Here is a 13550-nt window from a genome sequence, read left to right on the forward strand (position 1 = left end):
AAATAACTCCCTATCGACATTTATAAAAAGTGCACCTTATTCTGCAATCTCTATTGTTTTTCCTGTCGGTAAACAATCTAATTTTTCTTTTAAAATCGTTTGTAAAATGGTATAGCCTTTTGGACCTGTACAATGACACGAGTAAATCCGAGTAATCGGTAGCTCATTTAACGTATGCCCCATTGCAATGACTTCTTCTTTTGTTTTTCCTAATGTATTAATGATCGGAAGTCCTATTAAATGAAATCCGCCAATGATGGCAGTGATCTGCTTATTCGGAAACTTCTCTAATACGGTTTTAGTCATTTGTACGATACCGTGATGACTACACCCGCTAAATAACACTAACCCTTTTTCACTTTCTATCACTAACATGATTTCATGATTAAAGTCATCTAACTCTTTCTCCTCCCCCTTATACAGGTTTTTCGTATACGCATCTGTCGGCTGTAAATGAATAATATGAATGCCTTCTGCTATTTCCATATCTTCATTCACAAATTTCATCCGATTGCTGTAAGCATGATTCACTGCAGGAGTTGCGCCTACTCGGTGATAGTACGGGCCAAGCTTTAACCAATGAGGGTCTAGTGCATGTGATGATAAGTAAATGGGAGCATGTTGATTTACTTTATTTAAATAATTTAATCCACCAATATGATCCGAATGCCCATGTGAAATCACTACTGCACTGGCTTGATGTAAATCAATATTTAACAGTTTTGCATTTTTTAAATACGAGTCATCTGGCCCTAAATCAAAAATAATATTTGCCTGCTTCGTCTCAATATACAAAGATAAGCCGTGCTTCGCTATGAATTGTTGATGATGCTTTGTATTTTCTAATATTGCTGTAATTTTCATAAGATTCTCCCCTTACTAAATCAGCCCTTTATTCTCTATAATGTGCCGGAACCTTTACGAGTGCATATCGTCCGGTCCACATTTCAGTCGTAACAATTAAACGTTCATCGTCCTTTTCAAAAAATAGCCCGCTGCCCTCCTGTTGCTTAAATTCCCAGCCGTTTAAACGAAGCATCTGTTGAATGTTTTCATTTACACCTAACATGCCATTGTCATCAAGCTTTGTTATATACCAAATACTGTCTCCTTCTGTTGCTAGCTGTACCATTTCTTCATTAGATGCATCAATTTTTTGCAATACCTCTTTTGCTGTAACATCATTTATTGGAAGTGCTGGATAATGTAATTTATTTAGAAAGATATAGAGAGTAGCTACTACGATGCAAGCTACAAAGCCAAGCACTATTTTTTTCACAAACCATCCCCCCTTAAAAGGCTATACTATTTGTACGAACAATTGATGAAAATGTTTCAAATTAGTCCATAAATAGGAATTAAAGCACGTGAAACAGAAAGGATGATTCCTGAACGAATTTCAATTTTTGTATTCTATCACCATCAGTCTATTTCATATATTCATAATATGGAGGTGGAAATGATGATATTAGAAACAACCTATATCATTCAAGAACAAGATATAGATGAATTAGGTCACATGAATTACATGAACTATTTAAAATACTTAGAGGATGCTCGGTTTAAATGGTTTGAGCAAGCATGGCTGCCGTTAGAACAGCTAGTTGAACTACAAAAAGGATTTGTCGTATTAAAATTTGATATGTCTTACTTAAAAGAACTGCGATTAGATGAAACGATGACAATCCGTACGATTCCTACTAAATTAGGCAATAAAAGCTTTACACTTAAGCAGGAAATCTACAATGCAAACAAGGATTTAACAAACGAAGCAACGTTTATTTTTACGATTATGGATTTAATCGAACGAAAAAGCATCCCTGTACCGGATGAAATCAAAAAACAATTTACTGAAGTAAATAGTGGACATTAAAAACAAAGGGAGTGTCCGAGAAGTAATTCTGGGACACTCCCTTTGCGCCGAGGATGGTGGAAATTTTATTTCTACCACCGCAGAAGCACCGCCTGCAGCGGATATTTAATATACGAACGAAGCACTGTCCGTAAAAGTAACACTTTTCGGACAGCCCCTTCTTACGTTCAATCAAGTTTCAACTAGCCGCGCTATATTTCACCTTTAAAATGGTATGCATTACCTTCTATTAGGATAAACTTTTCGTATAAACAACTTTAGGAGGCAATCATATGCTAAGAGTTCAATCTGATATTATTGGAAAATATGCACATTTCGGACAGCTACGTGAACGTATTGAAAAACACGGTTTCTCCATCGGCGGGAACTGGGATTATGATAAAGGGAGTTTTGATACGACTTTACACTGTAACCAAGAAGAAGGGGAAACAATTTATTTACGGATGCCGTTTGAAGTGACTGAAGGAGAATTAGATGGCTATAACACCGTAATTCGCTTCCAAGAACCCTATGTCATTAAACACGTTGTCCATGTGGGGCTAGATTATGATGGTAGCTCGTTAATGGATACAACGGGTTTTAGTCAGTTCCAATCGCCTATCGATAAAGATGCCCCAATCATCGATAAAAGCAAATGGGTACACATGAGTGAAGAGCTTGTATCACAAGAAGTTCTACCTTATATCCAGGCAGAAAATATTTATTAACATACAGAAAAAAGGGGCCAGAAAGTAAAAACTTTCAGCCCCCTTCAATCCTTCATAATGATCCATTAAGAAATATTGCTCCTGCGGTGGTCGCATCAAAATGTCTTTTCAGACGACCCCTTTCATGATGATACCTTTTCATATTCTCTATTGTAATACATCGGTCTCTTCATAATCTATTTTAATAAAAGCTAGCATTATGCCTATCAACATAAAATTGGATAATAGTGAGCTCCCGCCGTAACTTAAAAATGGTAATGTGACACCTGTCACTGGCAACAGCCCCATTGTCATGCCAATGTTTTGACATATTTGAAATGCGAACAATCCAATGATGCCAGCGCCCGCTGCATAGGCAAATGTCGAATTCGCCCTCACGATAATCAACAGAAAACGGTAGATTAATAGAAAGTACAATAAAATGACGAGCGCTCCACCAATAAACCCTAACTCCTCTGCAATCGTGGCGAAAATAAAGTCTGTATGCTTCTCCGGCACATACACATTATTCCCTAAAACCCCTTTACCTGTTACTTCACCAGACCCAATCGCCAATATCCCCTGTCTCGTTTGATAAGCCGAATCCTCATGTTCAAACGGATGCAGCCAGCCATTTATTCTAGAAATTTGGTGCGGTGACAGTTGCCCTACTAGTTGTTCTGAATAAAAATGAGGAAATTGAAAATACGCAATGATAATCGCAATGAGGATTGTTACAGGTATTAACGCGAATGAAATTAATATTTTTTTGCTAATCGCTGAAAAATAAAGCATCGGTATTAACAATGCGGCATAAAGCATAATCATGCCCGTATCAGGCTGTTGATAGACGAGCAATATAGGTGGAATCGTCACAGCAGCAATTTTTCCTAACAATAAACAATCTGACAGGAATGTTTGATTGTCTGTTTTTTCATGATGGCTCTCTATTAACTTTGCCACGACTAATACAAACGCAACCTTTAAAAATTCAGAAGGCTGAAAAGAGCCAAGCCATTTAATTTGATACCATGCCTTCGCCTCATTCACAGGCTTCGCAATACTTTCCGGCGCAAAAATTAACCCGATTAACAATAAAACAATTAAGGCATAAAAATACCAATCTATTTTCTTTAAATGCTCCATTTTTAAAAAGGCAATCCCTGTCATAAAAGTAAAGCCGATGACGTAAAAAATCATTTGCTTTGTCACAAATGAACCTGAATATTGAGTAAATACCTTTGTACTAGAGTAAATAAAGACACAGCTAATAACCCCCAAAATTCCTATATACAACAGGATATACTTATCAATATAGCGCTCAATCCCAACGCTCGTCCTCCTCATCCTTCGCCTTATTACACACGGTATGTTTGCTTTAGATGAAAAAATACTCTTCAAATACAATATATTTGATTATGTTAAAACCTTGCTAAAGAGCTTCATACTATAAGCTGCTATGTACAAATAAATAAGCCGCTACTCTATTTGAGTAACGGCTCGTGATTCTTTATGCAGCATGATTATTAATCGTCTAAATAATCAAATTGTCGGGCTCGTTCGATTTCCATTCTGGAGACTTGCCCTGTTAATTCATCAATTTCGGAAATCGGTAAAGACTCAATTTCTTCATCCATTCCAATTTCCTCGGGGTCATCATACAAGTCATTGTAATCATCAAAATCCCCTTCGAAATCAGACGGTGTTTCGGACGTTCCATAATGGGCAACTTCTTGGAATGAGTCTTCGTAATCATGGATATCGTCTTTATCATCCCGACCAGCGAAGGAATTATCAACAGCTGGCAATATTACTTGTTCTTCCACTGGACGGTCCGTTGGAATATTTCTTGCTTCAGTATGTTCTATACAAAACAACGTATACGGAACTGCACTTAAACGGTCATATGGAATATCTTCTTGACATTTTGCACACACTCCATACGTACCATCTTCCATTGCCTGTAGTGCTGCATGTACTTTCGCTAATTCATCATCATTATGTGCTTTTAATGCCATGTCTTTTTCACGTTCATATAATTCCGTTGCTAAATCGGCTGGATGATTGTCGATCGTCGATAATTCATCGACTGAATCGCGTAAACTGCCTTTGTCTAACAGGTCGTCCTCCCCAACAACCTCTTCTAATGAATTTTTTCGTTCGATTAACATATGTCGTAATTTTGTTTTCTGTTTTTCAGTTAGAATGGCCATCACGTCCTTCCTTTCGTTCGTAGTATGAGCGGATTGACGTGAAGTTATAAATATTATTCGTTTCGCTTGCTATGAATTTGACGAGCATTGATAAAAAATGCCGTCCCTAAAATAAATAATACTAAACAAATCCAAAGCGAAATGCCTGCATAGTTATTATGAAAAACGGTTACATTCGTTAAGTTTACGAAAAGCATTAAGCCCATCACGACATACATGGCTTTGATAAATTTCATTAGTTCCCTCCCCTTTTCTTTTTCTTAATGGCTTGTTATAAATTTTTTATATTATATAGAGTCGGATAATATGTTTTGTACTAAATTTAATAACGACCGCGCTATACGCTGTTTGTGAAATACTTGAATCGTTAGCTCCCCGTCTTTTCCACACTAAAACAAAATCACCGATTACGTTACCATATTATCACAATTTATAACATTGCCTTCATTATTTTCTCAGACGGATCTACTTAAAGTAATAAACCTATCAGTATTTATTCGGCATTTTTTATAATAAGATTATGTATCCGCTTGCAGGTATAAATTGCTACTTATGGCTCTTCTCATTTTAACTTATCAAACATCAAAAAGACATAAGTCCGATACTAAACCGAACTTATGCCTAAAGCTGCATAAAGTGAATAACAAAGTTAATCTGATATCATTTTTATATTAAAACTAATTAATATCTTATATGTGTTTCACCATACAATTAAAATGCCTGAGCACCGTTAGTTGTTAGTTTCCACATTATCATTGATTAATGTAAGAGCTCTGTGCAGGAAAGCTACGAACTGCGCACGTGTTAACTGAGCCTCTGGGTTAAAATCACCCTTACTACCGAACGCAATGCCATGTGCTTTTAACGCTGCAATATATTCAAATGCCCAATGTGTAGATGATACATCGTTAAATCCTTCTGCGCCTGTTAATGGTAAATTTAGTGCTAGCGCTAACAGTTTTGCCATTTGAGCACGTGTAATTTGAACGTTCGGATTGAAATTACCATTCACTCCATCAACAAGACCCGCTTGCTGTACTAACATAATCGATTCGTAATACGGATGGCTAGTCGGAACATCATTAAAGGCTACAGGATTCCTTTTTGGTTCTAACTGTAGTACACGTGCCAGTATAACAGCCACGTGTTGACGTGTAATGGACTCATTTGGTCTAAACTGCCCATCCGGATACCCTGTTATAAACCCTTGTCTTGCAAAATCAGCAATTAGTTCACTCGCCCAATGATCTGCTGGTATATCCGAAAATGTCACATTGTTTATCGGCTTTTCTGGTTGTTCCGGCTTTGGTGTTGGTGTAGGGCTTGGTTGCTCTGGCTTTGGTGTCGGTGTTGGATTTGGCTGTTCCGGCTTTGGTGTCGGTGTTGGATTTGGTGGTTCAGGTGTTGGACCTGGATTAGAACCGCCACCAGATGTATTATCTAACGTCCATATCGCATACAACATCAGATCAGTCGTGCCTATTGGCATAGTTTGACCCTCTCTATATGTTGTACCTGTACCATCCTGTTTTGTATTCCAGCCTAAGAAACTATAACCTGTGTTTGCCAACTGCCCTGTATTGCCTTTAATCGTTATGATGTCTTGTGCTTGATAACGATTAGCATCCATTGGCACTTGTCCACTTGTGGCACCATTTCCATCATACGTAACAGCTAAAAGTGGACCTTTTATTGTAAACGAGATTGTTACATTATTACCTGCACCGTCCGTTACGACTAATGTATAACTTCCCTTATTACTGATTGTCGTACCGCTTGTAAATGGACTACCATTTAGCGTTGCCGTTCCTTCATTGTAAGTAACTGTTACATCCTTATCATAGACTTTATTATTTTCCACACCTGTCACTACTGGTGAGGTTTGATCTATTTTAAATGATACGGTCGTCTTATTCCCTGACTCATCTGTTACAGTTAAAATGTAATCCCCGTCAGTGCTTACTACAGTTCCACTTGTAAATAGCTTTCCATTCAGTGTAGCGGCTCCCTTATTATAAGTAATCGTTACATCTGCATTGTATACTTCATTATTCATCACACCTGTTACCATAATAGGAGTCTGATCTAATATAATCGTAGCAGAATAAGCAGATGAACTATTACCTGCTACATCCTTTAACTGCATATACACTGTTTTTGTCCCCTCGCCAGATAGCAATGTATACGGTTTAGTAGAAGCGAATGGCTCCCATCCACCCCATGTCACATTATCATTAGAAAAACGCATTTCGATTGGTCCATTTGCATCTATTCCTGTTAACGATAACGTTACATTTTCTGTATTTGTACTGGAAGCTCCGTTATTGATCGCTAGTGTTCCCGTCGGCGGTGTTTGGTCTAGAATAATGCTATTAGAAAAAGAGGATGTATTACTTGCTGCATCCCTTAACTGCACATAAACCGTTTTTGCTCCTTCACCAGCTGATAATGTCCAGCTTTTGCTTGAACTAAATGCCTCCCATCCACTCCATGTCACATCATCATTAGAAAAGCGCATTTCGATTGGTCCATTTGCATCTGTTCCCGTTAATGATAGCGTTACATTTTCTGTGTTTGTACCGGTAGCTCCGTTATTGATAGCTAGCGTTCCTGCTGGAGGTGTTTTATCTATTTTAAAGGACACTGTTGTCGTATTCCCCGCTGGATCTGTTACAACTAATGTGTAATCTCCATCAGAACTTACTGTAGCTCCACTTGTAAATGCGGTTCCATTCAATGTTGCGGTCCCTTCATTAAAAGATATTGTAACATCTGTATTATATACTCCGTTATTTGCTATACCTGTCACTACGGGTGGGGTGGTATCTAAGTTAATTGAACCTGAAGTTGTTACCCCTACATTATCTGCCATATCCCTTAACTGCATATAAACCATTTTTGTTCCATCACCTGCTGATAATGTCCAGCTTTTACTTGAACTAAACGGCTCCCATGCACTCCATGTTATGTTATCGGAAGAAAAACGCATTTCAATTGGTCCGTTTGCATCTGTTCCCGTTAGCGATAACGTTACATTTTCTGTATTTGTACTAGCAGCTTCGTTATTGATAGAAAGAGTTCCTGTTGGCGGCGTTTTATCCATTTTAAAGGACACTGTTGTCGTATTCCCTGCTGTATCTGTTACAACTAATGTATAATTACCTTCAGAGTTTACTATAGTTCCACTTGTAAATGCGGCTCCATTCAATGTTGCCGTTCCTTCATTAAAAGATATTGTGACGTCGTTATTATACACTCCGTCACTTGCTACACCTGTCACTACGGGGGGGGTATTGTCTAACACATTAATCGTAAATGACTTTATCAAAGTATTGGCAGCCGAATCTGTTACAGTAATGGCAATATTATAAGAACTTTTAGCTGAATAATTAAATACCGTGTTTGTTTTTAGTTCGCTTCCAACAATGCTAAAAGCTGATGCACCTGTACCTGATAAAGAGTAAGTAAACGTGTCACCCTGATCTGGATCAACAGCACTTAAAGTTCCGACTGAAGTGCCTACCGGTTGCTGTTCCCTAATACTACTATTAGTTAAAGTAATATCGGTTGGGGAGGTGTTTAGTGGAGGTGTTGGATTGGCGATTGTGAATTCTAAAAAAGTGACATCCCACACGCCTCCTCTATCTGTCGTAACAGTAATGACGAAATAATTAATACCTTTTATATTTACATTAACCGTATAATATCGTTTGCCCTTAATAGAGTTTTCAGTATGCTCCCCTTTTAGATTATGATTTAAATCATATCCTTTTATATTAATTGTGTATAAATTAGGATTGATAAATGTATCTAACTTTAGCTGTGTTAAGTCAAACGTTCCTCCCGTAAATTCTTCACCAGCTGAAATGGTTACGGAATCTGGTCCCAATCCCGAATTATATAAATAACGACCTGGCGGAAAATCGTGGTCAGAAGAAAATTCGAACGGAGCACCAGTTACAACAAACCCATCATTTGAATTTAATAACCAGTTCTCTTGTGTTAAATCTTGAGTTAAATTTGGGTAACTAGCAGCTTTTACTTTAACTGGCGTGATAAATGATACTACTTGTAATTGAGAAAATAACACAAGTATAAAACATAGAAAGAGTTTTACTATTTTTTTATTCATAAATTACAAATTTCCCCACCTTCCTCTACCTGATTTTGTTCAAAGCCTATTCAACTTCGAGGTGGAAATTCTCCATCCAAATAAATAATGAAATTTACTGCTAGATACGGTTGCATATTATTGTGCGACTGATTTCCTCCTGTACTGCCTAAAGCTAATGAACTCATTGGACTATTTATCTCTGTTGAATAAAGATTGGTACTCCCTCTACCACTTTTCCCTGACCAAATGGCATTTTGTGGTTCTATTGTGTCTGGTGTGTTATTACAATTCGGAATATGACGATGGCTAGGTAGTTCACTAACCTTTTGACCAAACATTATTCAACGGACTATTTGTTGCCGCCTCCGCGTTATAAGCGACGACTTGATGTGTATGAGCTGGAAGTTGCCCAGTTATTAGCGTTACTGTTTCTGATCCACCTTTTTGTCCTATAGCATGTGTCGTACCAGTTGCTAAATTTGTACCTTGATGTATCACAACTCTACTTTGATAATCAGGTAACGCAAATGTCATTTGCCCATCTCCACAATATGTCGTACCAATAAGGGCATATAATGCATCATTTTCCACTATCGATAATAATTGACCATTACAAAATGCCCACCCCTGTGGTGCATAGTCACCCGCAAACAAATGAATCTCTCCTAGATACGCTTCCATTGTCAACACCTCCACTTTTCTAAATAGTCAGTCCTTTAGACATACTCCTCTTACTACGTTACCTTCATAACCACTCCATGTGCATCTCATCCAGTAAGTGTCTTACCTTCTTATTTTTATAAATGAGAATTTCTATTTCTAGGGTAATGCATTTCATAGGAACGTCGCTGACATAAAAATTACGTATGTAGAAATTGAGAGACGGTCTTTTTTTCTCATCTCCACGATTCTACTTCAGGTTTTCTTGAACTTGCATACACATTAAACAAACGCTCTGCATTTTCAGTAAATTTATCTATTATTAAAGTTTTCAATCACCTCCACCGAAATTGTAAAGGGTAAATATTAAAAATAGGTTAAACTGGATAAGATATTTTAAAAACGGTAAATATTTCCCCCTTTCCGTAGGTAAACCAACAAGTGCGTTGAAAGTAGCAGCCACTAAAATGGTACTATATGTTTAGGAATTCACTCATTTGAAGTTGTATATTTGGATCGAAATAAAAAATGTTATTCTCTCATCTCAATTGATGAAAGAATAACATGCTAATAAGCAAGTACAGGAATCGACCTTGAGCTTACTAACTTATAGAAGAATAATATTTAATTTCTCCACTACTTTCAGCTTGTCTAACGTTTTACCTGTTATCGCAAAACGATATGTATTTTCATAAGAACCGTCTAGTGTAATAAGTATCACTCTCTATCGTCCTTTTCTAAAAAACCTCTTTCAGGAAAAGTAACTTCTTTATTTTGTAAACATACTTACAACTATTCAAACCTCACTCTAAATCACCCAAGGAATTATTGCTAAGTATTGCAAAGTGAAGTGATTATTTTATTAAATTTATCAGGTTCTTCAAAATTAGGAAAGTGAGCAGATTCTTCAAAGATTATTAATTCTTTTTTGGGGGACTTTAATTTTTCAAAATACTCATTTACAAGCGATCTTGATATTTGATAGTCATAGATTCCATGAATAAAATAAATAGGTATTTTGAAATTATATGAATTCTGAAATAAGTTAATTTCTTTAGTCATCGGAAATAGTGACCTAGAGCTATAGATCAACCCTTTACAATATTCTAATTTATTTTTCAAGCTATATAATGGAAAAGAAAATATTTTTCCAATTATAAAATAGGTAGGTAATGGTTTTCTCGTTAATCCTATTTGGTATCGTTTTAAAAGTCTCCCTTTCACATTTTTCATATAATGATTAGATAACTTCTTTACACTATTCGTATTTTTCTTTAACAACCTTTTACCTTTATAATCTTTTTTCTCTTTACAAACTTTCAATAAATCATCGTAAATTCTTCGTTCAGATTCTTTAACATTAGTTATTTGTGAAATACCAATATACGAGGAATAGTATTCTGGCTGTGCTTGAACTGCTTTAATACCTAAATAAGTGCCAAAGGAGTGTGCAACTAATATAATATTCTTCTTATTATATTTTTTAATTAAGTGCTTAGTAATATCAAGAACATCTTCAATTAAAAGGTCTAAAGATAACTTGGATTTCTTATTGAATGATAATCCACAGCCTCTATGGTCGTAATAGCAAATATTAAACTCACATAAATATGAGGCATTTAGCTGAGATTGAAAAATAGGGTATTCTGGACTTCCTGGCCCTCCATGTAAATAAAGAATAACTGGCGCTTTTTTATTTTGTTCACACATAATATATCCTTGCGCAATATTATTAATTATGATCGTCTCTTTTTTAATCATATGTTCTACTCCTTTAATTCCATACCATCGACTTGTTCCGATTGTTTAATGATTGTAAAAAGAATGATGATGTAAAATATGATAGTAACAAAATTCAATATTGTAGCATTACCAATGGTTACTATGTTACAAAAAATGATACTAATAATAACAGATGAAATAATAGTTGTTGGCAGCGAACGATTTATAAATCCAATTCGCATCGCTATTAAACCTACTAAAACAGCTTGCAAAGCTACCAGGGTAATATTTGGTAATACAGAAATTAATAGCTGCCAAGTAAATACATCATTCTCCATAATCGGCATAATTGACTCAGTCAACATAAAAAATAAGTAGACGAATAGCTGTGATGTAATAGAAAATAAAAGTGTAAGAGTAACACATAAAATAACCTTAGAGAAAAACACTTTCTTACGGCTGACTGGATATAAGGACAATAGGAAGAAGGAATCTCCTTTATATTCCTCAATAATATATTTTGAAAACAACACTGAAGAAAAAACAGAGAAACTTACGAGTGAAATTAGATTAATCATATTAAAGACATATGCATATGTGGTAATTGCAGCATTCACTTTTGCTTCTTCTGGCTTAATATGTGAGACTAAAGCAAAAAAATAACTTAGTCCAAGAATTACAATAGATAAAATAACAAAGCTTACAATGTACGAATGAATTGGGTTTCTTTTATATTCTAATTTAATTAATTGCATCATATATTTGACGCTCCCATACATTTAATTAAAAACGATTCCACATTCTCTTTATATTTAGATACAATTTCTTCTTTTTCTTCTGCTAATACAATCTTTCCATCTCGTAAAATGAGCACATGGTCTGACACGGCCATTACTTCATTTAATATATGACTTGAAAATAATATTGTCATCGATTTTTCCAAAGCAAGTTTCTTAAAGAGATTTCTCATATCTTTAATACCTATTGGATCTAATCCATTCATAGGTTCGTCCAGTATCAACACTTTTGGTTGATGAACGATCGCTCTTGCAATCGCTAATCGCTGCTTCATTCCTAAAGAGTATTTAGAAACCTTCTTTTCTATCTCATTCGTTAACCCTACACAACTGAGTGCTTCTTCTATTAAAACTTGATGTTCATTATCACCAAAGCCCATGTAACTTAAATGGATAGAAAGATTCTCGCGTGCTGATAAGTAAGTATAAAGCTTTGGTTGTTCAATTGTAGCACCTACTAAACGAAGAACTTGTTGGCGTTCTTCTTTAGAATTTTTCCCGCAAATTTTTGCATATCCTTTACTAGGCGTTAGTAATCCAAGCAGTATTTTAAATAACGTTGTTTTGCCTGCACCATTTCTCCCTAGCAATCCATATATTTTATTTTCCCCCTTAAAACTACATGAATCCAATACCGTATAGCCCTCAAAACTTTTCGTTATATTATTAATCTCAATCATATTTACCTCCTATACAAACCATCAGTCTGTAAACTTCCAAAATAAAAGTTGCCTAAGCAACTTTTGCTATTTTCTCATAGTAAGTTAATAATGCTGTATACAATCTTTCATCCATTAAATTAACACCCGAATTTTGAAACAGCATACTGTAATATTCCACTTTTTTTCTAAACTCCTCTTGGCTTACATCATAAATCGAGGTACCAATCCAAACACTAAAGAACAGCGTGATAAGTTCTGCCGTTTCCTCCACATAACTACATTGCATAGAAGAATCTTCATTTCCTTGATTAATAAATTCCTTTATTTGCTCTGTAGTATATTTTATATTCACCTTGTATAGTTCCCCAAATACCTTTGGATCTTCAAATAATGTCTTTGCCTTTTGGAGAAGTTTAATTTTCTCTTCATCCGTTAATCGAATATATAATAGCTCTTTTAATCTTTCTAAAGCATTTGTATCTCGCATATTAGTAATGCTTATAACACAATTATTATCACCTTCTATCCCTTGCATAATTCTTTCAAAAATTTCTCTCTTTGATTTAAAATGATGATAAATTGCTCCCTTACTTAAACCTTGATCGATAATATCTTGCATTGTTGTATTATCATATCCTTTTTCAAAAAACAAATCTCTAGATACATGTAAGATTTTTTCCACAGTTTTTTCAGGATTTCTATTTCTAACGATGATAACCCCTCCTTTACAAACCATCAGTCTGTAATTCAACTCTCTCATTAAAAATCAAAACTGTCAATAGCTTATTAATAAACCTAATTATCAGACATGACTGCAATTGAA

General features: G+C 35.6%; 13 protein-coding genes. 2 read left to right on the forward strand and 11 right to left on the reverse strand.

Annotated elements, in window-relative coordinates; all coding sequences use genetic code 11:
* Positions 1 to 36: 36 nt before the first annotated feature.
* The gene (locus ACQQ2I_RS11215; RefSeq protein WP_431026882.1) at positions 37 to 864 is read right to left on the reverse strand and encodes an MBL fold metallo-hydrolase; all 828 of its coding nucleotides are present in this window, start codon (positions 862 to 864) and stop codon (positions 37 to 39) included.
* Between the two features lie 28 nt (positions 865 to 892).
* The gene (locus ACQQ2I_RS11220) at positions 893 to 1279 is read right to left on the reverse strand and encodes a hypothetical protein (protein ID WP_431026883.1); all 387 of its coding nucleotides are present in this window, start codon (positions 1277 to 1279) and stop codon (positions 893 to 895) included.
* A gap of 180 nt (positions 1280 to 1459) precedes the next feature.
* Here ACQQ2I_RS11220 and ACQQ2I_RS11225 point away from each other — a divergent pair, with 180 nt between their 5' ends.
* Entirely contained in the window at positions 1460 to 1873 is a 414-nt protein-coding gene (locus ACQQ2I_RS11225) for an acyl-CoA thioesterase (protein ID WP_431026884.1), read from the forward strand.
* Between the two features lie 272 nt (positions 1874 to 2145).
* On the forward strand, positions 2146 to 2580 hold the full coding sequence (locus ACQQ2I_RS11230) for a YugN family protein (protein ID WP_391370530.1): 435 nt from the start codon (positions 2146 to 2148) through the stop codon (positions 2578 to 2580).
* 147 nt (positions 2581 to 2727) lie between these two features.
* On the opposite strand, the gene ACQQ2I_RS11235 is transcribed toward ACQQ2I_RS11230, so the two are convergent.
* From ACQQ2I_RS11235 to ACQQ2I_RS11275, 9 genes are all read right to left on the reverse strand, one after another.
* Positions 2728 to 3906, reverse strand: coding sequence for an FtsW/RodA/SpoVE family cell cycle protein (locus ACQQ2I_RS11235; RefSeq protein WP_431026885.1), 1179 nt, complete (start codon positions 3904 to 3906; stop codon positions 2728 to 2730).
* 179 nt (positions 3907 to 4085) lie between these two features.
* Entirely contained in the window at positions 4086 to 4772 is a 687-nt protein-coding gene (locus ACQQ2I_RS11240; RefSeq protein ID WP_431026886.1) for a TraR/DksA C4-type zinc finger protein, read from the reverse strand.
* 53 nt (positions 4773 to 4825) lie between these two features.
* On the reverse strand, positions 4826 to 5008 hold the full coding sequence (locus ACQQ2I_RS11245) for a hypothetical protein (RefSeq protein WP_431026887.1): 183 nt from the start codon (positions 5006 to 5008) through the stop codon (positions 4826 to 4828).
* Between the two features lie 494 nt (positions 5009 to 5502).
* Positions 5503 to 8904 (reverse strand): S-layer homology domain-containing protein, encoded by a 3402-nt coding sequence (locus ACQQ2I_RS11250; protein WP_431026888.1) that lies wholly within the window; start codon positions 8902 to 8904, stop codon positions 5503 to 5505.
* 300 nt (positions 8905 to 9204) lie between these two features.
* Positions 9205 to 9567 (reverse strand): phage tail protein, encoded by a 363-nt coding sequence (locus ACQQ2I_RS11255; protein ID WP_431026889.1) that lies wholly within the window; start codon positions 9565 to 9567, stop codon positions 9205 to 9207.
* A gap of 810 nt (positions 9568 to 10377) precedes the next feature.
* Positions 10378 to 11307: an alpha/beta fold hydrolase gene (locus ACQQ2I_RS11260; RefSeq protein WP_431026890.1), complete on the reverse strand. Its 930-nt coding sequence runs from the start codon at positions 11305 to 11307 to the stop codon at positions 10378 to 10380.
* Between the two features lie 5 nt (positions 11308 to 11312).
* Positions 11313 to 12026, reverse strand: coding sequence for a hypothetical protein (locus ACQQ2I_RS11265; protein ID WP_431026891.1), 714 nt, complete (start codon positions 12024 to 12026; stop codon positions 11313 to 11315).
* The gene (locus ACQQ2I_RS11270) at positions 12023 to 12745 is read right to left on the reverse strand and encodes an ABC transporter ATP-binding protein (protein WP_431026892.1); all 723 of its coding nucleotides are present in this window, start codon (positions 12743 to 12745) and stop codon (positions 12023 to 12025) included. The genes ACQQ2I_RS11265 and ACQQ2I_RS11270 overlap by 4 nt, the downstream gene beginning before the upstream one ends.
* A gap of 52 nt (positions 12746 to 12797) precedes the next feature.
* Positions 12798 to 13463, reverse strand: coding sequence for a TetR/AcrR family transcriptional regulator (locus tag ACQQ2I_RS11275; RefSeq protein ID WP_431026893.1), 666 nt, complete (start codon positions 13461 to 13463; stop codon positions 12798 to 12800).
* Positions 13464 to 13550 lie beyond the last annotated feature (87 nt).

It is taken from the genome of Lysinibacillus sp. LZ02 (genome assembly GCF_050613145.1).
Classification (GTDB): Bacteria; Bacillota; Bacilli; order Bacillales_A; family Planococcaceae; genus Lysinibacillus_B.

Bases quoted from the DNA above. Each gene is read 5' to 3' on its own strand.
- ACQQ2I_RS11215 (WP_431026882.1), bottom strand. From the start codon at position 864: ATGAAAATTACAGCAATATTAGAAAATACAAAGCATCATCAACAATTC.
- ACQQ2I_RS11225 (WP_431026884.1), top strand. From the start codon at position 1,460: ATGATGATATTAGAAACAACCTATATCATTCAAGAACAAGATATAGAT.
- ACQQ2I_RS11230 (WP_391370530.1), top strand. From the start codon at position 2,146: ATGCTAAGAGTTCAATCTGATATTATTGGAAAATATGCACATTTCGGA.
- ACQQ2I_RS11235 (WP_431026885.1), bottom strand. From the start codon at position 3,906: ATGAGGAGGACGAGCGTTGGGATTGAGCGCTATATTGATAAGTATATC.
- ACQQ2I_RS11240 (WP_431026886.1), bottom strand. From the start codon at position 4,772: ATGGCCATTCTAACTGAAAAACAGAAAACAAAATTACGACATATGTTA.
- ACQQ2I_RS11245 (WP_431026887.1), bottom strand. From the start codon at position 5,008: ATGAAATTTATCAAAGCCATGTATGTCGTGATGGGCTTAATGCTTTTC.
- ACQQ2I_RS11250 (WP_431026888.1), bottom strand. From the start codon at position 8,904: ATGAATAAAAAAATAGTAAAACTCTTTCTATGTTTTATACTTGTGTTA.
- ACQQ2I_RS11255 (WP_431026889.1), bottom strand. From the start codon at position 9,567: ATGGAAGCGTATCTAGGAGAGATTCATTTGTTTGCGGGTGACTATGCA.
- ACQQ2I_RS11260 (WP_431026890.1), bottom strand. From the start codon at position 11,307: ATGATTAAAAAAGAGACGATCATAATTAATAATATTGCGCAAGGATAT.
- ACQQ2I_RS11265 (WP_431026891.1), bottom strand. From the start codon at position 12,026: ATGATGCAATTAATTAAATTAGAATATAAAAGAAACCCAATTCATTCG.
- ACQQ2I_RS11270 (WP_431026892.1), bottom strand. From the start codon at position 12,745: ATGATTGAGATTAATAATATAACGAAAAGTTTTGAGGGCTATACGGTA.
- ACQQ2I_RS11275 (WP_431026893.1), bottom strand. From the start codon at position 13,463: ATGGTTTGTAAAGGAGGGGTTATCATCGTTAGAAATAGAAATCCTGAA.